Source organism: bacterium (assembly GCA_036504735.1).
Classification (GTDB): Bacteria; Electryoneota; RPQS01; order RPQS01; family RPQS01; genus DASXUQ01.
This window is the reverse complement of sequence record DASXUQ010000018.1, coordinates 36,286-55,867: the sequence shown is the minus strand read 5'-3', so window position 1 is coordinate 55,867 and position 19,582 is coordinate 36,286. Positions and strand designations below refer to the sequence as shown.

The window sequence follows — 19,582 nt, the reverse complement described above, 5'->3', positions numbered from 1 at the left end:
AACTGGAATCCGCCTTTGGGCTTTTGGGCCTTTTGGTATTTTGTCTTTTAGCTTCACGCCAGTCCCGGTGAATGGATGACCAGCATCTTTTCGATCTGCATATCCCGGATCGTATACGGGATGCCGCCCACGCCGTGGCCGGACTGCTCAAGACCGGCAAACGGCATCCAATCCACGCGGAAGGCGGTGTGATCATTGACCATCACCGCTGAGGACTTCAGCCGCGCATAGCAGCGAAGCGCCGTGTCGAGATTTTTGGTGAACACCGCCGACTGAAACGCAAACGGCGAATCATTGGCGCGCGCAATCGCTTCGTCAAGATCTGCAAAGGGATACACGCACACCACGGGACCAAACACCTCTTCCCGGGTTACGCGCGCCTGCGCCGGAGGATTGTACAGCACCGTCGCTTCATAGCAGGAATCTGAGATTTTCTTCCCCCCGCACAGCAATTCCGCGCCACCCTGCACCGCTTCCTTGATCCACTCGTCCACGCGCCCCACTTCGCTCTTGCGGATCAGCGGGCCGATCTCCGTCTCCGGCAAGGTCGGATCGCCGATCTTCATTTTCTTTGCCCGCTCCGCCAGCTTTTCGGCAAAACTGTGAGCAATGGATTCGTGCACAAACACCCGCTGCACCGACACGCACACCTGCCCCGCATGATAGAACCCACCCTTGGCAATCATCGGCACGGCCTCTTCGAGGCTGGCATCTGAAGATACGATCACCGGAGCCACACCGCCGTGCTCCAAGGCCACGCGCGTTCCAGGAGCCAGCGTCGAGCGCAGCATCCAGCCCACACGCGCACTGCCGATGAACGACACAAACGCCACACGCGGATCGGCCACCATTTTCTGCACCACGTCGAGATTTTCGGCAATCACACACTGGCACCACTCCTCGGGCAAACCTGCTTCATAAAGCATGCGCACAAAGCGGATGCAGGAGAGCGGCGTGGCCTCGGCGGGTTTGACAATACACGGGCAGCCCGCGGCAATGGCCGGGCCGACCTGATGGGCAATCAGATTCAGCGGATGATTGAAGGCGCTGAGCGCCAGCACCGGGCCAATGGGCTCGAAGCGCGTCACTGCCAGACGGTTCTTGGAGGCCGCATTCAGATTCATGGGAATGCCGTGCCCGTAGTCCGTGCGCATGGTCTCGATGCACACGCGGATGCTGTCCACGGCGCGAGCCGCTTCAATCCGCGAATCCATCAGCGGCTTTCCGCCTTCGCGGGCCGCTTCCAAGGCCAATTCTTCCTGATGCTGTTGCAGCAGGCTCATCAGCCCGTTCAGAATGGCCAGCCGTTCCGGTAGTGGCAGCCACTGATCGCGATGGCGATAGAGTGCTTCAGCCGTAGAAAGAGCCTTGTCCGCGGCAGCCCAATCCGCCGTTTCGCAGGTGGCAATCAGATGGCCGTCATAAGGTGCATGCACCTCGAGCGGTTTGCCGCGTGTGGCCGCTCCCGGAACCACCAAAGGAAAGAGGTCAGCCATGAGCTATTCTCTTGAGATTGTATAAGATGTAGGAATTTACTTCAGTTGTAAAGTACCTAAAGCGAGCAAGAAAAGCAACCAGTTGCCGATGTTCCCCGAAAGTTGTATGTTACACCATTAGAGTAGGCGGCGGGCTCTGTCCCGCCGTATGGGCGCACGCGACATGTGGCAGGATGGGACCGGCCACTTAATCCGGCGATCAGAATGCTAAAACTCTTCGTTATTCTACCCCTTCTTTTTGTCATCGGCTGCGGTGCGCAGATGCACAACCTGCCGGTGGGAGCAGGGCGGATGCAGGCCAGCGCGTCGGTGGGCGGCCCGCTCGTCAACGCCTACGGCGCGGTGATTCCCATTCCCTATGCCATGGCGGGCGCCACCTACGGCATCACCGACCGCCTCGATGCCCATGCGGATCTGCATGTGCTGGCGGCAGCCTTCAAGTTCCTGGGAATCACTCCCGGCCTCACCTATTTCCCCCAACTACCGACCAACCGCTGGGTTCCGTCGGTTACGGCAGACGTGCTGTTCTTCTCCGATTTTACCGCCGCGCGAGCCTATCCGGAAATTTCGGCGGCCATTGCCCATCCCATCGGTGCGCGCTGGGTGCCGTATGCTGGACTGCACAACACCTTTCAGCTTTCCCATCATCCGCTGTACATCTCCTCGCTGTATGCGGGCACTTCGTACCGCATGGGCCGCTTCAACCTCTACGGTGAGTTGCAGTGGCTGGCGTTGAACCGCGACAATCATTTCACTCCGGTGGATTACCACGGCATCAACGAACACGGCGCCATCTCCCCGCAATTCGGCCTGACCATCGAGCTGGGAGGGATGAAATGAGCTGGAGAAGCGCACCCCCCTTGGTCCCCCCTTATTATAAGGGGGGAGACCCGATCTGCCCTTCCCCCTTTGAAAAAGGGGGAATCAGAAGGGGGTTCTGCTCTCGTCTCCTTCCCCTACTTCAGTGGGGGAAGGCTGGGATGGGGGTGGGGGAAGTTAGATGGGGGTGGGGGTGGCTTCTTGGCATCTTGGTTTCCTGGCTTCTGTGTTCCTGCTCTCTCGATTCCTTCCTCTTCAACCAGAAGAAGATTGACCGCTACGATCTGTCCACGGCGGTGATCCCCGAATCCAACCGCGCGATGTACACCTTCGATTCCGAAGGCAACACGCTCTACGGCTTCTACACCTTCCGCACGGACAGTCTGGACACGGGCTACACGGTGCTCTATTGCCACGGCAACAAGGAGAACATCGAAGAGTACTGGGATCGCGTGGAACTGTTCTACAAGATGGGCATCCGCTGCTTCATCTTTGATTACCGGGGCTATGGCCGCAGCGAGGGCACACCGTCCGCGTCAGGTTTGTATGCCGATGGCCGGGCGGCGCTGGATTATGTGGTCAACACCCTGCATGCAGACACTACCAGGCTGTTCTTTTACGGTTACTCTTTAGGCAATGTGGTCTCGATAGATCTGGCTGCCGCCTCCGCGCACAGCTATCCGCTTTGCCTGATCGCCGAAGCGCCCTTTGCCAGTGGTGAAGCCCTGTTCCACACCGCCACGCCGCTCGATCTGCCCGGCAGTTTTGTGATCGATGACAATATGGACAATGCCTCTCGCATCCGGGCCATCCACACACCCTATCTGCAACTCCACGGTGATGCCGATGACTATGTGCCGTGGCAAACCAATGGCCGCCTTGTCTATGAGAACGCGCCGCCGCCGAAAACGCTGGACCTGATCCATGACGCGACGCACACCAACGTTCCGCAGACGATGGGCTTCGAAAACTACGCGGCGGCCATCCGCAATTTTCTGTTATCATCAACCCCCCACTGACCGGCACGCTCCCGCGTGCCGGGAATATCTGACCGCCGCGTGGGGTGTTTTTACCCCGCGTGGCACAAGCTTTCTTTCGGAAACACACCTATGTCCCTTGAACATCCCACGGCGCGCGCCTTAAAGACACTTGTGCTGCCGCCGCCCAACTTCAAAAGTTCCTTTTCCGTGGAACAGGCGCTGCATGTGCGCCGTTCTATTCGAGAGTATACCTCCGACCCGCTGACCTTGCAGCAGTTCAGCCAACTGCTCTGGTCCTGCCAGGGAATTACCTCACAAGAAGGCTTTCGCACGGTGCCGTCCGCCGGCGCCATCTTCCCCCTCGAAATCTATGCCGTAGTCTCCCACGTGGACGGCCTTGCCCCCGGCATCTATCACTATCTGCCCGGCCTGGAAGCGCATGTGGTCGAACAGATCGTCCTCGGAGACTTCGGCGAGAAACTGTTCGATCTCTCCACCAAGCAGGACTTTATCAAAACCGTTGGCGTAAATCTGGTGCTTGGCACCGTGACCGCGCGCATGGAAAAACAGTACGGCGGCATGGCGCTGCGCTATGTGCTAATGGAAATGGGACACGCGGTGCAGAATGTCCACCTGCAGGCTGAAGCGCTGGGCCTGGGCTCGGTGGCGGTCGGTTATTTGAATGAAGATGCGGTAAAAGAGATGCTCCGCATGGAATCGGATCCCCTCTATATGGTCTCAATCGGAAAAAAGCGAGGATAATTATGGCTGAAGAATACAATGCTCCTACTGCGGAAGCTCTGAATCTGGCCGAACTGGTACAATATGGCGATGGCTCGGTGGTCAGCCGCACCCTTATCAAACGGCCCACGGGCACGCTCACGCTGTTTGCCTTCGACAAAGGGCAGGAATTGAGCGAGCACACCGCGCCGTTCGACGCCATTGTACAGGTGCTCGACGGTGAAGCGGAACTGATTATCGGTGGCAAATCCGTTCCCACCGCCGCCGGACAAACCGCTATCATGCCCGCCAATATTCCCCACGCCGTCAAAGCCGTGCAGAAGTTCAAGATGCTGCTGATCATGATTCGGTCGTAAGCCAAAAGCGTACTACTCCGCACCCTCCGGGTGCGGGCGAAATTCAGAACCCCCTTCTGATTCCCCCTTTTTCAAAAGGGGGAAGGGCAAGACAAGGGGCTAAAGCCCCTTGCCCCCCGTTTACGGGGGGATTCAGGGGGGTCGGGTCTCCCCCCTTAGAATAAGGGGGGATGAAGGGGGGTTGCAACAAGAAGTATACACAAAAAGAGGCGGCCCGCATTGGCCGCCTCTTTCCAATCATCGCGCTCGAGCTTAAAACAGGAAATGCGCCTGCAATTCGGCGTGGCGGATGTCCCGCTTCACGCCATTGATGGCGGGTTGCTTGTACAGGCGATACATCGGCGAGATGTCCACCCACGGCCACGGGAAAATCTGCAAGCCTACCGAATACCGCTGCGCTTCGTTGCCGTCCTTCTTGCCCGTGTTGTCCAGCCAGTCGTAAGCGCCCAGCACCCACACACCCGGCTGCACCATCACCGAAACCTGCGTCGTGCTGTAGGCGCTGGTGACCGCCTGGCCGATAGAGATGGGAGTCCATGCTTTGCGGTCATATTCGAACAGCGCGGCGGTGGTCAGAAATCCGAAGCCACGGGTGCAGCCGAACTTGTCGGGAAGTCCCTGCCAGCCAATGCCGCCGAAACCACCCCACCATTTCTGCCGGGTGGAATCTCCGCCAAACGCGGGCGCGTACCATCCACTGACACCGCCGGTGAACTCCAGCCCCAGCTTCTGAATTCCTTCCTGAGCCATGATCCGTCCGGTCCAGCGTTTCTGAGAGTCCTGCGGGCCCGGTTCAAGCGGCGGATCCGCCGTTTCGGTATAAGAGGCGGTCACGTTGATATGGCTGGGCGAAAAACCGATTTCGCCACCCACCCCATACCGGGGAGGAATGGGGGGAACCGGTGTTCCGCCGCCGCTGCTGACAACGCCATTGTAACCTTCCCACAGACCCGTGCGTACAAAGGCCGTGTGGTCGGCGAAGCCCCAGCCATAGTTTTCCTGAAACTGCCCGGCCTTAACATACCCGTGGAACGGCAGCAGATGAGCCATGCCGTACGCTTCGAAGCGGTGCACGCCGAAGTAAGTTCCAACAATATCCTGCGTGTAGCGCAGTGCAATCTTCTCCGTCGGCTGAAAGGCCAGATAGAGGGTAGCATTCATCATGTTGTCCGAGCCGGTATTGGAGCTGAACGGCTCGGAAAACCCTGCGCGCTGGCCAGCCGCCGGGGCATCTTCCGCCATCCAGATCTGCCGGAAATCCAGACCTACCAGCACGCTCGAACTGACTTGTGGGGAAACCTTGGCCAGAACGGAATCGGCGGGCACCCATTTGGGAAGATAGCGGGTGGCGAAAAACTGGCTGCCATAGGTCGAGCGCAAGCCGCGCCCAGTGGGATTTTGATGGCAGAGGAAGCAGGATTGTCCAAAAAGGACGCTGTAATACGGCTCGGCAGATGCCACGGATGTCAAGACTAAGGCCGTCACCACAATCAGGATCAACTTCCGCATGGTCACTCCTACTCTAAATGTACATTTTGATTGGACATAACGACCAAATATACGCATATTTGAAGCCGCATTCAATAACTTTCGGCTCTTCTGCTTCCAGATGTCAGTTTTCAGCTTTTCTCCGGAGCCTTGGGACTCCCAGTCTTTTGTCTTGCTGTTTGGCCAAGAATTTCCCATATTGGTCACACCCCAAGCGAACAAGCCTTTGATTCTGTGACACATGAACATCCCCTTTTCCAAGTACCACGGCCTCGGTAACGACTTTATCCTGATGGAGGACCGCGACCGCTCGATCACGCCGACGCTGACTCCTCCCATCATCCGTTTCCTCTGTGACCGCCATATCGGCCTTGGCGCGGACGGGATTCTGGTCCGCCAGCCCACCAGCGAAGCCGACCACCGCATGGTGCTGTTCAATGCGGACGGCTCCCCGGCGGAGATTTCCGGCAACGGCATGCGCTGCTTCGTCCTCTTCTTAAAAGAGTGTGGTTATGGGGTGGACAAGGACGTCACCATTCAAACCGGCGGCGGCATTCAGCGCGCGCGGATGGTTGCCGAAGATAGCGTAGAAGGCACCATGCCCCGGCCCCGCTTTGTCCGCGGAGCGGGATCTTCGACGGGCAACGGCAAACCCGAACTGCTTGATCTGCGCGCGCGCGACAAGCACTTCATGGTGGCCCCGGTAAACGTGGGCAATCCGCACGGCGTGATTTTCGGCGAGGAGCGGGATATTGCCTTTGCCGAAACCTATGGCCCCGTGCTGGAAAAGCATCCGGCCTTTCCCGAAGGCGCCAACATCGAATTCGTGAATGTGATCTCGCCCATCGCCTGCCGCCTTGTGGTTTGGGAACGCGGCGCGGGCATCACCCTCGCCTGCGGCAGTGGCAGCACCGCCACGGCCTGCGCCGGCGCGGCCCTCGGCCATTTCGAATTCAACCAGCCCATCGCGGTCATTCAACCCGGCGGCACGTTGCACATCACCGTCTCCGATACCTTCTCCGAAATCCGCCAACGCGGCCCCGCGAAGTTTGTGTTCAAAGGAGAGGTGGAAATCTGATCACGGACGCTCGCCGTGGTGCCTCTCCAGAGGCACCCGGTACGGACCGACAATCTGTGTCCGTCGTAGGGGCACGACATGTCGTGCCCGCTACCAATTGATCGTCTTCGAGAGAGACCTCGGGTTCGATTAATTTCTTGCAGACACCAAATAAGGAACGACCCATGCTGAAGCGATTTGCCGCCGTCTGCGTTCTCGTTCTAACCTACGTCCTTCTCCTCTCAAGCGCATGGGCGCAATCTGTACTGACGATGCCGGTGTCGCCACGGGCTATTGGCCGGGCAGGAGTGTACACATCGGCGGACAATGCCGATCCGCTGGCCGCGCTGTCCAATCCGGGATTGCTGGGCATTTTAGCCGGACACAATCGCCTGATGGCGGCCTTCTATCCGCAGCAGACGCACTACGGCTGGCGTGATCCGTACTATGGAGAGTACCACGTGTCCAGCCGTGTGGTGCAGCTTGGACTCAATGAATCCGCTCTGCATTGGAAACTGCCGGTCAGCATCGGAATCGGCTACCACGAGAGCGTGCTGGATATTTTGTTCCCATCGGATGTCGGCCATGAGGCAGAGTTCAATCCCCATGCGGACAGCAAAGGATTCAGTATCGGCGTGGGCGCGCACTATGCCGGGATTGAACTGGGACTTGGGTTCAATGAGAAAAAGTATACATCGATGTGGGGCCATGGGGAGCGGTTCACCTCCAGCGATTACGGCGTCTTTGTCCAGGCCCCATGGCATACACGGTTGCCCTATGCACCAGAGCCTGCGACGGCAGAGGGCCTCGCGTGGACAGCCTTTCTCACCCCGAGTGCCGCATATTCCCTGTTGAATGCCGGCAGCCGTTATGGACCGAATCAAGAAATGCCGGAGCGTACGGCGCGCCAGTCGTTTGCGCTGGCCACCGGCATCAACGCCCGCCATCCGGCAGGTGGCGAATGGCGAGTTTTGTCTTTAGAAGGCGGCATCGAAGGCGAAGACCTGTTGATCGATGACAGCGACGTCTCCCACATCCGTTACCAGAATGGATTTGGGGATATCGATCCGGTCAATGATCTGCTGCTGGGCCAAAGCAATGCGCTGATCACCAAGCGCACGGGCTATGAGATCAGCATCGGCGAGCTGTTCTACCTGCGCGGCGGTCATTATGCACCCGCGCGGATCTGGAGATCGGTTCATGCCTCCACAGATGTCAGCCGCTACGAGACGGACGGCTACGGATTCCGCCTTTCCGGCTGTTTGAAGGCGTTGACGCTGCTTCCCACCGTCCGCGAAAACCGCGCAGTATCCTACATTGCGCAGCATCTTGATGTGCAGTATGACGCCGGCAAAACCTTCATCCGTGACCGGAATGCTCCTTCTCCCTATGGCCGTCCGCTGCCGAAGGATGTCACCTTTCGCGAACTGGCCTTCGTCTTCACGTATTAAGCGTCCTCATCCCCGCCTTCATTTTGGCTTTTTCGCTTTTCAGCTTTTTGGATTTTGTATTCAATGCCTACCACCAAACAAGACCTCAAGACCCTTACCAAGCTTGGCAGCAAGGCCCGGCCCTCGCGGCGGTTGGAAGTGTTTCCCAATCATGCGCCGGGCGAAATCACGGTGAACCTGCACTGCACGGAATTCACCTGTGTCTGTCCCATGACCGGGCAGCCGGACTTTGCCGAGATCGAAATCAGCTATCTGCCGGACCAGTTCGTGGTGGAATCCAAATCCATGAAACTGTACCTCGAAACCTACCGCGAAACCGGCGTGTTCCATGAGCATCTGGCGGTGGACATCGGCAAGGATTTCGTCAAGTATGTCAAACCCGTGTCGCTGGATGTGACCGTGCATTTCAACGTGCGGGGCGGCATTGCCATTTCCGCCACCTGGCACTACGAGAGATAACCTGTGCTGCTTTCCGTTCTGTATGTGATTTTGATTGTGGCGGCGAATATCTTCGCCAGCCTTTGGATGGTGCCGCTGCCGTTTGGGGTGAAGGCTCCGGCGGGAGTGTTCTTCTTTGCGCCGCTCTTTACGCTGCGCGACCGCATTCAGATCGACCGCGGCACGCGCTGGGTCTACATGCTCATCGCCATCACGGCGGTCTTAAGCTGGCTGATGGGCGTGTTTGTCGGCCTGCCGCTTTTGGCGCGCATCAGTCTGGCCAGCGTGGCGGCGTTCATCGTCTCCGAGTCGCTGGACACGCTGCTCTTCACCGTGGTCAAGCGCTCCTTCGTGCAGCGCTCGCTGATCTCCAACCTGTTTTCCTCCGTAGCCGATTCGGCGATCTTCATCACCCTCGCCTTCGGTTGGAACCCGCGCATTATCCTCGGCCAGTGGATTATCAAGATGATCATCTCGTCCGTGATGATTCCCTTATTGAAACCGAAGGCCGTGCATGCCCCCGGAGCGTGAAGACCGGCGCGAGACTCTGTCACTGTCCCATGCGCCACTTCCCTGACCTTGTCATCTCGTTAGAGTCCGTGGACTCCACCGGAGTCTTCGACCTGCAGCCCGTCTGCGGGATGCAGGATCTATCGGGAAGCAGCAGGGAAGAGAGATCCTGCATTCTAAGAAGAATGCAGGATGACAAGGGTAGAGGTGCACGCAGGCAAAGAGTCCATTGAGGAAGATCCCGTCTTCCATTCCTATTTCACATTTCCTATTTTCTTCAAATGCTCGACTACGCCCATCGTCTGAACACACTGCCGCCCTACCTCTTCGCCGATCTCGAACGCAAGGTCTCCGAGAAGATTGCGCGCGGCAAGGATGTGATCAATCTCGGCATCGGGGATCCCGATCTGCCGCCGCCTTCAAGTTTCACCGAATCCTTGCAGCGCCACACCGCCGATCCGGACGCGCATTTCTATTCGTCCTCGCGCGGCGACGGAGAAGTGCGGCAGGCCATCGCGCACTATTTTGCCGGACGCTTCCACGTGGAACTGGATTCGGATACGCAGATCTGCGTGGTGCTGGGCGGCAAAGAAGGGTTGTCGTCACTCGGGCGTGCTTATGTCAATCCGGGAGATGAAGTCGCCGTGCCGTCGCCGGCTTATCCGGTCTACGCACAGGGCATCACCGCGCTCTGCGATGGCCGCGTGCGCACGCTGCCGCTGCGAGCGGAGCATCAGTTTCTGCCGGAGATTGCGCAGGCCGAGGGCGCGCGGATGTTCTTCGTCAACTATCCGAACAATCCCACCGGAGCCATTGCGCCGGACTCCTTCTGGCATAAACTCGCCGACTTTGCCGACACCCACAAGGAAACGGTGGTCTGCCACGATCACGCCTACAGCGAGATGACTTTCGGCAGCTACGTCGCGCCGTCTTTCCTGCAGTTCACTAACAACGCGGTGGAGATGCATTCGCTGTCCAAGGTGTTCAATGCCACCGGATTCCGCATCGGCTTTGCCGTGGGGCGGGAAGATATTATTGCGGGACTGGTCAAAGCCAAGACGCAAATCGACAGCGGCGCGCCGCTGATGATTCAGCGCGCTATGGCCGACGGCCTGCTGCGTTACAACGGCATGGAGCCGCCGCCGGAAGTGCGCGAAATCCGCCTCACGTATGGCGAGCGCCGCACCTTTGCCGAACGCGCCCTGTCCTCCCTCGGCTTGGATGTCACCTACAGCCCCGCGACGTTTTATGTCTGGGCGCGCGTGGGACAGGATGAAATGCCGTTTGTGGAACACGCTCTCGAACGCGACGTGGTGATCACGCCCGGACGCGGCTTCGGCCCCGAGGGCGTGGGCTATGTTCGCCTCGCTCTGACTCAACCGCTTCACCGCATACAGGAGGCACTGCACCGCCTTGTTTGATGAAGTCTTTCGCCAATTAACCGCCGCGCGTGGCCGGCCGCTGATCTTTGGTCATCGCGGCAGTCCGCGCCATGCGCCGGAGAATACCCTCGAATCCTTCCGCCTGGCGCTCGATGAAGGCGCGGACGGCATCGAAGTGGACGTGCAGCGCACCGCCGACGGCATTCTCGTGGCCCATCACGATGACATGCTGCCGACCAATGAACCTGTGGCCTCGCTGTCCTATGAGAAGCTTCTGCCTCTGGCGCGTCTGGCTGAGTGTGAACTGCCGACCATCGAAGAGGTCTTCAAACTGGTGGCGGGGCGCGGCTTGATGAACATCGAACTGAAGAGCGCAGGGTTTGAAGCCGAAGCGATCCGCCTCGCTCGGGCCATTCTGCCCAAGAGCAGTTATGCCTTCTCCAGTTTCGATCCGCGCGCGGTCTACGCCTGCCGCGATCTGGCTCCCGATGTGCCGGCGCTGCTGATTACCTTCGGCCCGCGCGACGGTCAAACCGACGCGGACATGCTGGCGGCCATGGACGCCTCGGGCATTGCCTGCGAGAGCCGCCATCTGACCGATGATCTGGCGCGCTTTTACCGCGCGGCGCATCTGCCGCTGTTTGCCTGGACCGTCAACGAGATCGCCGAAGCCCATCGTTTGGGGCGCGCCGGCGTCACCGGCCTCATCACCGATTGCCCGGGAGAATTGGTCAAGGCCTTCTCATAGGGACACGGCCCGCCGTGTCCGCTCCGTAGTTCGGAAAAACAAAACAGGCTGAACCGCGAGGCTCAGCCTGTTTCTATTGCTATTTTTTCTTTGGCGGTTCAATCAATCCGGCGCGCAGCAGCTTTTTGGTTAGCTCGTATATATCAGCCTTACTTTTCTCCTCGCGCCGGCCCAGCGCCACCACCAGAACCAGCACGATATCATCTTCAACGCGATAGATGATGCGGTAGCGTTGCCCTACCGCACGCACGCTTCGATACCCCGCAAGTTCGTTCCCGAGGGGTTTGCCCTGCAGCAAAGGATCGATAGCCAACTCCTTGGTGCGTTCAAGCAATTTCCTGCGCACGCGGACGTCGTTGATCTTTTCCGCCATTTGCGTCGCCAGTTCGGAAATCCTGACGGTATAAGTTTTCACAGCTTCAGTCTCCGTTCGAACTCCTCAAGAGAAACAGTTCGCCCGGCTTCGATGTCTTTCATCCCCTGTCGAATCGCGGCCATAAGTTCGGCGTCGCCCAAGATGTTCATTGTCTCCATGATAGACTCATAGAGTTCCCACGGCAGCACCGCCAGCACCTGCTTGCCGCGGCGAGTCACCGCGACTGTGCCGGGATTCTTTTCAAATAGTTCCGGCAGAGAGGTTAGGGCCTGCCGTGCTTCTGTGATCGTCATCTCTTTGTACATCTGACCTCCGGATTCTGTACATTCTAATGTACAACATGTGTTGCCGAATGTCAAGCCTCGGTTGCATGCTCTCACTTTCTTGGGTTCAACGGGATAGATTTTGTCGCATTTAATTCTTGACAAGTAGCCCTATTATGACTATATTAATCTCATGATGAACACGGCCACAGATTGCACTTGTCTTTGTTGTCTTATCCTCCGCGAGGTGAAGGGCCGTTTGCGCGCGTCTATGAGTTAGTGCTTGATAAACAGATGCTTCGCTAAAACCCTTTGCTGCCTGTGAAGGGTTTTGTGTTTTCGAGACACGGCGCCGCTGGAATAGGGGCCGAGGCTAAGAAGGGCGCAACCATTGAGAGGCATTGTGGAGTTCAAGGTAGGAAGTATAGACTACAAGACCGTCAAGAAACTGCGATTATTTTTTGTGCTGCGATAACATGATGAAGGGTCATCACGAATGGAACCATCGAAAGAAAAACGCCGTCTGGCCAACATCCTCGAAGCCATTGGCAACACGCCGCTGGTCCGGCTGAACCGGATCACGCAGGGGATGCCCTCGGAAGTCTGGGTGAAAGCCGAATACCTGAATCCGGGCGGCTCCATCAAGGACCGGATCGCCATGCGGATTCTCGATGCCGCGCTGCGCTCGGGCGAACTTAAGCCCGGCGGGACGATTGTCGAGAATACCTCGGGCAATACCGGCGCGGCCATTGCGATGGTCTCCGCGGTGAAAGGCTACAAATGTATCTTCACCATGCCCGATAAGATGAGCCAGGAGAAGGTGAATGGCCTCAAGGCCTTCGGCGCCAAGGTGGTGGTGACACCCACCAACGTGCCGCCGGACAGCCCGCAGAGCTACTATGAGACCGCCAAGCGGATCCACCGCGAGCTTCCCGGCAGCTTTTATGTCAACCAGTACCATAACCCCGCCAACAGTGAAGCCCACTACACCTTGACCGGCCCGGAAATCTGGGAGCAGACCGAAGGCAAGATCGACTATTATGTCGCAGGTCTGGGCACGGGCGGCACCTTCTCCGGTGTGGCAAGATACCTGAAGGAGAAGAACCCCTCCATCAAGTGCATTGGCGTGGATCCCTACGGTAGCGTGTTCTACAACTACTGGAAGACCGGGCAGATCGGAGAGAGTTTTGTCTATAAGGTCGAAGGAATCGGCGAGGATATGCTGGTGGGCAACATGGATTTCTCGCTGATCGATGACATCATCCGCATCAGTGACGCCGACGCCTTCAACACCGCGCGCCGTCTGGCGCGGGAAGAAGGCCTGCTCATCGGCGGCTCCTCGGGCGGGGCGGTGTTTGCAGCTCTGCAAGTAGCTCAGCGCGCACCCAAAGGCTCGGTGATTGTCGCCGTCATGCCCGATAGTGGCAGTCGTTATTTGTCTAAAATGTACAACGACGAATGGATGCGGGACAATCAGTTTCTCGAGAGCCGTCCGCGCATGGGCCGCGTGCGCGACCTGCTCGATCAGCGCGACCGCCACGGCTTGATCGCCGTGCACAAGACCGAGCATGTGGATGAAGTTATTGCCCGGATGAAGTCCAATGGCATCTCCCAGCTTCCCGTCATCGAAGAAAACAAGGTGTTGGGGCTGATCGAAGAACGCGATTTGTTGAATTTCATGCTCTCCGGCATCGGCTTTCCCAGCTCGGAAATTGCCCCGATTATCCACAACGACGTTCCCACGGTATCCGAGGACTCCCCGCTGGATGATGTGTCGGCAATCTTCACCCGTTCTCCCAATGAGGCGGTGATTGTGACAAGGAACAGCACTCCGGCAGACATTATCACCAAGATCGATCTCATTGACTTTCTCGTAAAAAATGGCTTAAATGGAGGCGGTGAGCAGAACTAAAGGCTAAGGGCTGAGCATGGTGCGCAAAACGGAAAACAGAAAACTGAAAGCAGAAATGCGACCCCCTTTAGTCCCCCCTTATTCTAAGGGGGGAGACCCGATGGCCCTTCCCCCTTTGAAAAAAGGGGAAGCAGAAGGGGGTTCTGCTTCCTTCCCCTACTGTAGGTTCCCGATTCATCGCGGGACGGGAAGGTTAGGATGGGGGTATGCTTTCAGCTTTTTGGCCTTTTGGCTTTTTGGCGTTTGCGCCCCGGCCCTTGCCTTCCACGAAGCCGGTGTGGCTAACTGCGCGTCCTGTCACACGATGCATGCCAGTGAAAACGGTGTGCCGCAGGTAGTGACCGGGCCGCAGCTTCTGAAGTTCGCCACGGCCACCGATGCCTGCCTGTCCTGCCATGCCTCGGATTTGGGATCGGCGTGGGGGTCAGATCCGCTGCATCCGCCTGCCGAGAAGGGCGCCGGCAATTTCGTCTATCTTTCCTCCGCAAATCTGAATGACGGTCCTGCCGGGGCGACCAACCCGATTATGGGCAGCCATGCGGGACACAGCATTATTTCCGATTCCCGTGGCACGTCGCCGGATCCCTCCTACCAGACCGCGCCCGGAGGAACGTATCCCTCCAGTGCCCTCGGCTGCACCAGTTGCCACAACCCGCACGGCAATACCAACTACCGGATGCTGTACGGGCAGGGACATGTTCAGGCGGGCGATTTCCAGTTTGTCAATCCCGCGCCGCAGGCGCAGGGCATCAGCATCGTTTCCGGTGCAGAATCGCCGACCAACCATGCCGCATATTTAAGCGGCATGACAGCCTGGTGCGCCAACTGCCACGGCACGTACCATCAGAATAGTCTCGGTGCCTTTCAGCATCCGGTGGACATCACGCTGGGCCGCGACATCGCCATGGCCTACAATGGGTATGGCGGTAGCAGCAATCCTACGGGTGGCAATCTGGCCACGGCCTATTTGCCCAGCGTGCCTTTTGAAGATCCTGCCGCCGCCATCAGTGCCACCACCGGACCCACGCTTGCCAGCCGCATCAGTTGCATCTCCTGCCATCGCTCCCACGGCTCCAGTGGACCCTATGCAGGACGCTGGGATTTCAATGTGACCTATCTGCAGCAGGACGGATTGATTTCCGGTTCCTTCCCCATTCCCAATCCCTTCGGTTTTGCCGACCAGCGTTCGCTCTGCTGCAAGTGCCACACCAACGGCGAGACCCATGGCGGCACGCAGTCCTGCATCTCCTGCCACCTGAGCAACACCGCAGCGGCCAAGCACAGCTTGCCGGTCAAAGGGAAACGCTGAACGCGGGACGATGAACAGATAGTGTCCCGTCATGTTTCAGCGCGCACCTCACACTGCTTTTGATAGAAGAGCCTTGCTGCACAAAACCGTGCGGTGGGGCTTTGTTGTGTTTGTTCTTCCGATCTCCGTCCGGGGTTTCGCTCAGCCACAAGCGGCAGTGGTGTAGGGTGCAGTTGGAAGCCTCGCCGTTAGCTCGCGGTGACATAGAAGGCGCAAGGAGCGCCTTTTGTTTTGGGTGGAGCTTGTGTGGATCGCTCTATATCAAAATCTGTCGCGAGTTGTCGAGAGTTATGCGCACTTATACAGATCGAGAATCAGGGAACCTCTACTCTTTAGCAGGAGTTTCCGGGGTACGATGGAAGAGAAGGAAAGTATGATTGCCGCATAACCACGGCGGCTGTGCGGTTTACTTGGCATAGCCGGGATATAGTGATTCAGGTTAGGTTACTCTTTTAAAGGAAGTGTTCTTATGAAACGGTCTTTGGCTGCCCTATGTGCATTGGGTTTCATTGCCGTTGGCTCTGTATTTGCCCAGTCCAGTACCTTGCCCTTGCCGACATTCGGCGTCCGAGGTGGTATTAATATCGCGCGCGAACGGCTCTCGCCCAGCGCTGACATATCCAAGAAAAGCCAGACCGGCGGCGCCGCTGGCGTCAACTATGAATTTTCCGTCTGGCAGCCGATGAATAATCCGGCGACGGGCCTGTCCCTGCGTACGGATCTTCTGTATGTGAGAGCCGGCGGCAGATTTGTTTCCAACGGCATCACCGAGAAAGACAAGGTGGATCAGCTTCGTCTGGCCCCGTTCCTTGTCTACCGCTTTGCGGCGCAGAAATTCGTGCCGTTTATTCAAGCTGGTCCTTATGCCGGTATTGATCTCAGCCATAAGTACACCCTGAGCGGCAACGTGGCCAACATCAATGTCTCGCAGTCGGGAACCATTCCCAACTGGAGAAATGGTGACTTCGGCCTCAATGCCGGATTAGGATTCAAGATTCCGACGCCTGCCGGCGCTTTCAGTCTCGATGGCCGCTACAGTTGGGGACTGATCAACAAGTTCAACAACGGCAGCAATAATGTCTCCGGTCTGATCGGCCAGGGAAGCGGCCTCAAGCGGCACTCCGACGGCGTGCTGATTATGGCCGGTTATGATTTCAATTTCATGCACAACAGGTACTGATCATTCTGTACCCTGTTCAGCATAAGGAAAGCCCGCGGCCATCTGTCGCGGGCTTTCTCATGGCAGAAAAAAGTTCGCCCCGCTCGTAAAAGCGGGGCTTACTTCTCAGATTTGCGTGATCTGAAGGGTCAATCTATCGTGCCTCCGGCGCGATCTCTGCGGATCGGGCCTCAGGTGAATCAGCGATAATCGTCTTCGTCGCTATCGTTACCCTGATTCCAGCCGCTGGTCTGCGACGAGCCGTAGCCACGGCCGCTGGAGCTTCCGCCCATGCTGCCACCATAGCTGCCGCCGGAGCGATTGGACGAGCCGCCGTAGCCGCCCATACCGCCTTGGCCGCCTTGGCCGCCTTCGTACTCATTACCGCCCTGCGAGGAGCTGCCGTACCGGCCCTGGCTCGAGCCACCGTAGCCGCCGCCGACATTACTGCCGTGTCGGCCCGACTGGCTGCCGCCGTAGCTGCTGCCACCGTGTCCGCTCTCATAATCGCTGTCGTAGTGCCCCGAGGAGCTTCCATAACGGCCTTGGCTGCTGCCTCGGCCACCCTGTCCGCTCTCGAAGTCCTCATTGTATTGCGAGCTGCCACCGCCGCGTCCGGACGTGCTGCCATAACGACTCGAAGAGGAGCCACCGTAGCTGCCGCTGCGGCCCGAAGAGCCGCTCCAGCCGCCCTGTCCGCCTTCGATGTCCTCATCATAGCTGCCGCTGCGACCACGGCTGGAACTGCCATACCCGCGCGAGCCGGAGGAGGAGCTACCATAACGGCTGGAGGATGATCCACCGTAGCCGCCCTGGCCGCTTTCATGATCCTGACCATAGCCGCCGCCCATGCTGCTGCGGCCACGGCCACTGCTGCCCCAGCCCTCGCTGCCACCTGAACCGTAGCGGCCAGAAGAGGTGCCACCGTAGCCCCCACCCTGGCCGCTTTCGTAATCCTGATCAAACTGTGAGCCGCCGCGTCCACGGCTGCTACTGCTTCCGCCCCAGCCGCTCTGACCGCCGCTGCCCTGGCCGGTGCTGCCGTAGCGACCGGAGGATGAACCGTAGCCACCCTGCCCGCTCTCGATGTCTTCGTCGTAGCGTCCTACGTTGCCACGTCCCCGGCTGCTGCCGCTGCTGCCACCCCAACCGCCCTGGCTGCTGCTACCGTGCCGGCTGGAACTGCTGCCGTAGCCGCCCTGCCCGCTTTCATAATCCTGATCGTACTGGCCGCTGCGCGAACGGGTGCTGCCGCCGCTGCTGCCGTAGCCGGAGCTGCCGCTGGAACCGCCCTGCCAACCGCTGCCGGACTGCGAGGAGCCCGAGCGATGACCACGGCTGCTGCCACTGGTATAGTCATCCGAAGAGCTGCCGCCATAGCTGCCGTGCGATCCCATATCCTCTTCATATTCGTAGCCGCGGCCGCGTCCCCGGCTGCTGCTGCTGCCGATATCGGAACTGCCATACAAATTGCGGCTGGAACTTAATCCACGGCCGCTGCTGCTCCCGACGTTTCGATTCTGTCGAGCCATGATTCCTACTCCTTTGATTAGCTGGTCAGATAACCTTTTCCAGTCCGATTGAATCCTGCATATCCTCATTCGCACCGAGCGATGGAATTCACCGCTGAACTTCGTGCCGGATAGCTCAGCAGAAGCACAGAAAATCCCCGGCATCTTTCACGCGTCACTCCAACGATGTTGCGTTAAGAACAAGGGCAAGGTGCGTACAAACTACTGTTGAAAATGTCGCGTGATGGAAATGAGAAACCGCCGGTGTGACCTGTGCCGCTTCCGGAAATGGGGGTGCCGGAAACGCTGTCTGTTCTGTCAGCGGCACGCTTTATCACACCGTGGGGCACGGATGCACGACGGCAGCGACACGACGGCCATGACATACTATAAACACGCCGCGCCGATAGAGCGGTTCCCACCTCACGGGCGCGTTGCGGTACAGTACGCCGAAGAGAGAATGAGCGCCTCTGTGTGCCGTGTGTGCATGGCGCGAGGCATCCGCTATTCTCGTGCGGTAACGATCACCCTGCCCGCAGAAAGAGAACACCGCCGCACCGGAACATTCGGGTGAGGCGGTGTTCCATTGACCGTGGTTGTCAACACCGCACTCAGCGGTTGCGCCCACGCGAACGGTTGCCCGAAGAACTGCGGCCATAACCCCGCTCACCGGGAGCAGGCTCGCCATGAGAGTGATAGCCACCGATACGTCCCGCTTCCGAGCGGCTCATCCCGTGACGCCCTTCTTCCTCATGACCGTAACCGCCGCGCGAACGGCTGCCGTGCTCTTCCTGCTCGCCGTATCCGCTCCGGCTGCGGCTGCTGTACCCGCGCCCTTCTTCCTCATATCTGCCCTGTGTACGGCCCCGGCCGTGCCATCCCTGTTCTTCCGGAATGAACTGGCCATACTGATCGCGCGGCATGCGCTCAGCGCGCTCGCTGCGTTCTTCGAGTTCCATCTCAATATCCCGTCTCCGGCCGCCGTATCCCCGCGTACCGTGCTCGGGCATGAAGCGTCCCAGTTCATCACGCTGCTCATACTCCGCATTCCAGCCCCGGCGATCATCTTCAACATTGCCGCGATAGCTACGGCTGCTGGTGTACTCGCCGCCGAAACCGCGGTTCATCGCGCGGCCGCGCCCGCGAATCTCTTCCTCGCCGTATCCGCCACGCCCGCCCCGGCCGTGGCCTTCAAACTCTTCTTCCTCATACCGGCCGCGACCCCCGCGTCCCCGGCCATAATCTTCTTCTTCGTTGTACCTGCTGTGGCTACGGTAATCTTCGCCTTCACTTCGTCGAGTCATGATACTTCTCCTTTGGTTACGAGATCGTCCTGACGTTGCGTGTGGTAATAATATCCACCGGCATAAATTGAGCGAGAGTACTCTTGAATAGGAGACCGGTCCACTGAGCATTCCATGAACCGCTTGAGCATCACAAAGCTCTACATCCGCCCGGTCAAGAGTAGAGTTAGAGCGCGACACAGCACGCGCGGACCAGAGAATAGAGGATCGTTTGGATTGGAGAACACGGCACGAAGCGCGGTGCCGCGGACCGTATGATGGCGGCGCAGATTCTGCTTCACA

At 58.6% G+C, this 19,582-nt stretch carries 19 protein-coding genes; 13 read left to right on the top strand and 6 right to left on the bottom strand.

Features of this window, described 5'->3' with window-relative positions:
• Positions 1 to 53: 53 nt before the first annotated feature.
• Entirely contained in the window at positions 54 to 1,496 is a 1,443-nt protein-coding gene (locus VGL38_14315; GenBank protein HEY3296601.1) for an aldehyde dehydrogenase family protein, read from the bottom strand.
• A 204-nt stretch (positions 1,497 to 1,700) separates the two neighbouring features.
• On the opposite strand from VGL38_14315, the gene VGL38_14310 reads away from it, so the two are divergent.
• The 4 genes from VGL38_14310 to VGL38_14295 all read left to right on the top strand — a co-directional run bounded on the left by VGL38_14310 (position 1,701) and on the right by VGL38_14295 (position 4,392).
• Positions 1,701 to 2,336, top strand: coding sequence for a hypothetical protein (locus VGL38_14310; protein HEY3296600.1), 636 nt, complete (start codon positions 1,701 to 1,703; stop codon positions 2,334 to 2,336).
• A gap of 188 nt (positions 2,337 to 2,524) precedes the next feature.
• Positions 2,525 to 3,334, top strand: coding sequence for an alpha/beta hydrolase (locus tag VGL38_14305; protein HEY3296599.1), 810 nt, complete (start codon positions 2,525 to 2,527; stop codon positions 3,332 to 3,334).
• A 90-nt stretch (positions 3,335 to 3,424) separates the two neighbouring features.
• Positions 3,425 to 4,057 carry a SagB/ThcOx family dehydrogenase gene (locus tag VGL38_14300; protein HEY3296598.1) on the top strand — a complete coding sequence of 211 codons (633 nt, stop codon included), beginning with the start codon at positions 3,425 to 3,427 and terminating at the stop codon, positions 4,055 to 4,057.
• A gap of 2 nt (positions 4,058 to 4,059) precedes the next feature.
• Entirely contained in the window at positions 4,060 to 4,392 is a 333-nt protein-coding gene (locus tag VGL38_14295; GenBank protein ID HEY3296597.1) for a cupin domain-containing protein, read from the top strand.
• 252 nt (positions 4,393 to 4,644) lie between these two features.
• On the opposite strand, the gene VGL38_14290 is transcribed toward VGL38_14295, so the two are convergent.
• Positions 4,645 to 5,901: a hypothetical protein gene (locus tag VGL38_14290; GenBank protein ID HEY3296596.1), complete on the bottom strand. Its 1,257-nt coding sequence runs from the start codon at positions 5,899 to 5,901 to the stop codon at positions 4,645 to 4,647.
• Positions 5,902 to 6,121: 220 nt separating this feature from the next.
• On the opposite strand from VGL38_14290, the gene dapF reads away from it, so the two are divergent.
• From dapF to VGL38_14260, 6 genes are all read left to right on the top strand, one after another.
• Complete coding sequence (gene dapF / locus VGL38_14285; GenBank protein ID HEY3296595.1) at positions 6,122 to 6,958, top strand: diaminopimelate epimerase; 837 nt, start codon at positions 6,122 to 6,124, stop codon at positions 6,956 to 6,958.
• A 164-nt stretch (positions 6,959 to 7,122) separates the two neighbouring features.
• Complete coding sequence (locus tag VGL38_14280; GenBank protein HEY3296594.1) at positions 7,123 to 8,388, top strand: hypothetical protein; 1,266 nt, start codon at positions 7,123 to 7,125, stop codon at positions 8,386 to 8,388.
• Positions 8,389 to 8,451: 63 nt separating this feature from the next.
• A complete protein-coding gene (gene queF / locus VGL38_14275; GenBank protein ID HEY3296593.1) occupies positions 8,452 to 8,847 on the top strand; it encodes a preQ(1) synthase in 396 nt (131 codons plus the stop codon).
• Between the two features lie 3 nt (positions 8,848 to 8,850).
• On the top strand, positions 8,851 to 9,357 hold the full coding sequence (locus tag VGL38_14270) for a VUT family protein (GenBank protein HEY3296592.1): 507 nt from the start codon (positions 8,851 to 8,853) through the stop codon (positions 9,355 to 9,357).
• Between the two features lie 260 nt (positions 9,358 to 9,617).
• Entirely contained in the window at positions 9,618 to 10,757 is a 1,140-nt protein-coding gene (locus tag VGL38_14265) for an aminotransferase class I/II-fold pyridoxal phosphate-dependent enzyme (GenBank protein ID HEY3296591.1), read from the top strand.
• Positions 10,750 to 11,466, top strand: coding sequence for a glycerophosphodiester phosphodiesterase (locus tag VGL38_14260; GenBank protein ID HEY3296590.1), 717 nt, complete (start codon positions 10,750 to 10,752; stop codon positions 11,464 to 11,466). Before VGL38_14265 ends, VGL38_14260 begins: the two co-directional genes overlap by 8 nt.
• A 79-nt stretch (positions 11,467 to 11,545) precedes the next feature.
• Here the strand turns inward: VGL38_14260 and VGL38_14255 are convergent, their stop codons facing one another.
• Positions 11,546 to 11,881: a type II toxin-antitoxin system RelE/ParE family toxin gene (locus VGL38_14255; GenBank protein HEY3296589.1), complete on the bottom strand. Its 336-nt coding sequence runs from the start codon at positions 11,879 to 11,881 to the stop codon at positions 11,546 to 11,548.
• A complete protein-coding gene (locus VGL38_14250) occupies positions 11,878 to 12,147 on the bottom strand; it encodes a type II toxin-antitoxin system Phd/YefM family antitoxin (GenBank protein HEY3296588.1) in 270 nt (89 codons plus the stop codon). Before VGL38_14250 ends, VGL38_14255 begins: the two co-directional genes overlap by 4 nt.
• A gap of 454 nt (positions 12,148 to 12,601) precedes the next feature.
• Between VGL38_14250 and VGL38_14245 the strand changes: the two genes are divergently transcribed.
• From VGL38_14245 to VGL38_14235, 3 genes are all read left to right on the top strand, one after another.
• On the top strand, positions 12,602 to 14,017 hold the full coding sequence (locus tag VGL38_14245; GenBank protein HEY3296587.1) for a pyridoxal-phosphate dependent enzyme: 1,416 nt from the start codon (positions 12,602 to 12,604) through the stop codon (positions 14,015 to 14,017).
• A gap of 277 nt (positions 14,018 to 14,294) precedes the next feature.
• Positions 14,295 to 15,326, top strand: a complete 1,032-nt coding sequence (locus VGL38_14240) for a cytochrome c3 family protein (GenBank protein HEY3296586.1) — start codon at positions 14,295 to 14,297, stop codon at positions 15,324 to 15,326.
• Positions 15,327 to 15,795: 469 nt separating this feature from the next.
• Positions 15,796 to 16,506 carry a porin family protein gene (locus VGL38_14235; protein HEY3296585.1) on the top strand — a complete coding sequence of 237 codons (711 nt, stop codon included), beginning with the start codon at positions 15,796 to 15,798 and terminating at the stop codon, positions 16,504 to 16,506.
• A gap of 179 nt (positions 16,507 to 16,685) precedes the next feature.
• Here VGL38_14235 and VGL38_14230 read toward each other — a convergent pair whose 3' ends face one another.
• Positions 16,686 to 18,017 carry a hypothetical protein gene (locus VGL38_14230; protein HEY3296584.1) on the bottom strand — a complete coding sequence of 444 codons (1,332 nt, stop codon included), beginning with the start codon at positions 18,015 to 18,017 and terminating at the stop codon, positions 16,686 to 16,688.
• 590 nt (positions 18,018 to 18,607) lie between these two features.
• Complete coding sequence (locus VGL38_14225; protein ID HEY3296583.1) at positions 18,608 to 19,300, bottom strand: hypothetical protein; 693 nt, start codon at positions 19,298 to 19,300, stop codon at positions 18,608 to 18,610.
• Between the last annotated feature and the right edge of the window lie 282 nt (positions 19,301 to 19,582).

Bases quoted from the DNA above. Each gene is read 5' to 3' on its own strand.
- VGL38_14295 (HEY3296597.1), top strand. From the start codon at position 4,060: ATGGCTGAAGAATACAATGCTCCTACTGCGGAAGCTCTGAATCTGGCC.
- VGL38_14280 (HEY3296594.1), top strand. From the start codon at position 7,123: ATGCTGAAGCGATTTGCCGCCGTCTGCGTTCTCGTTCTAACCTACGTC.
- VGL38_14300 (HEY3296598.1), top strand. From the start codon at position 3,425: ATGTCCCTTGAACATCCCACGGCGCGCGCCTTAAAGACACTTGTGCTG.
- VGL38_14250 (HEY3296588.1), bottom strand. From the start codon at position 12,147: ATGTACAAAGAGATGACGATCACAGAAGCACGGCAGGCCCTAACCTCT.
- VGL38_14225 (HEY3296583.1), bottom strand. From the start codon at position 19,300: ATGACTCGACGAAGTGAAGGCGAAGATTACCGTAGCCACAGCAGGTAC.
- VGL38_14290 (HEY3296596.1), bottom strand. From the start codon at position 5,901: ATGCGGAAGTTGATCCTGATTGTGGTGACGGCCTTAGTCTTGACATCC.
- VGL38_14265 (HEY3296591.1), top strand. From the start codon at position 9,618: ATGCTCGACTACGCCCATCGTCTGAACACACTGCCGCCCTACCTCTTC.
- VGL38_14245 (HEY3296587.1), top strand. From the start codon at position 12,602: ATGGAACCATCGAAAGAAAAACGCCGTCTGGCCAACATCCTCGAAGCC.
- VGL38_14310 (HEY3296600.1), top strand. From the start codon at position 1,701: ATGCTAAAACTCTTCGTTATTCTACCCCTTCTTTTTGTCATCGGCTGC.
- queF (HEY3296593.1), top strand. From the start codon at position 8,452: ATGCCTACCACCAAACAAGACCTCAAGACCCTTACCAAGCTTGGCAGC.
- dapF (HEY3296595.1), top strand. From the start codon at position 6,122: ATGAACATCCCCTTTTCCAAGTACCACGGCCTCGGTAACGACTTTATC.
- VGL38_14230 (HEY3296584.1), bottom strand. From the start codon at position 18,017: ATGGCTCGACAGAATCGAAACGTCGGGAGCAGCAGCGGCCGTGGATTA.
- VGL38_14315 (HEY3296601.1), bottom strand. From the start codon at position 1,496: ATGGCTGACCTCTTTCCTTTGGTGGTTCCGGGAGCGGCCACACGCGGC.
- VGL38_14235 (HEY3296585.1), top strand. From the start codon at position 15,796: ATGAAACGGTCTTTGGCTGCCCTATGTGCATTGGGTTTCATTGCCGTT.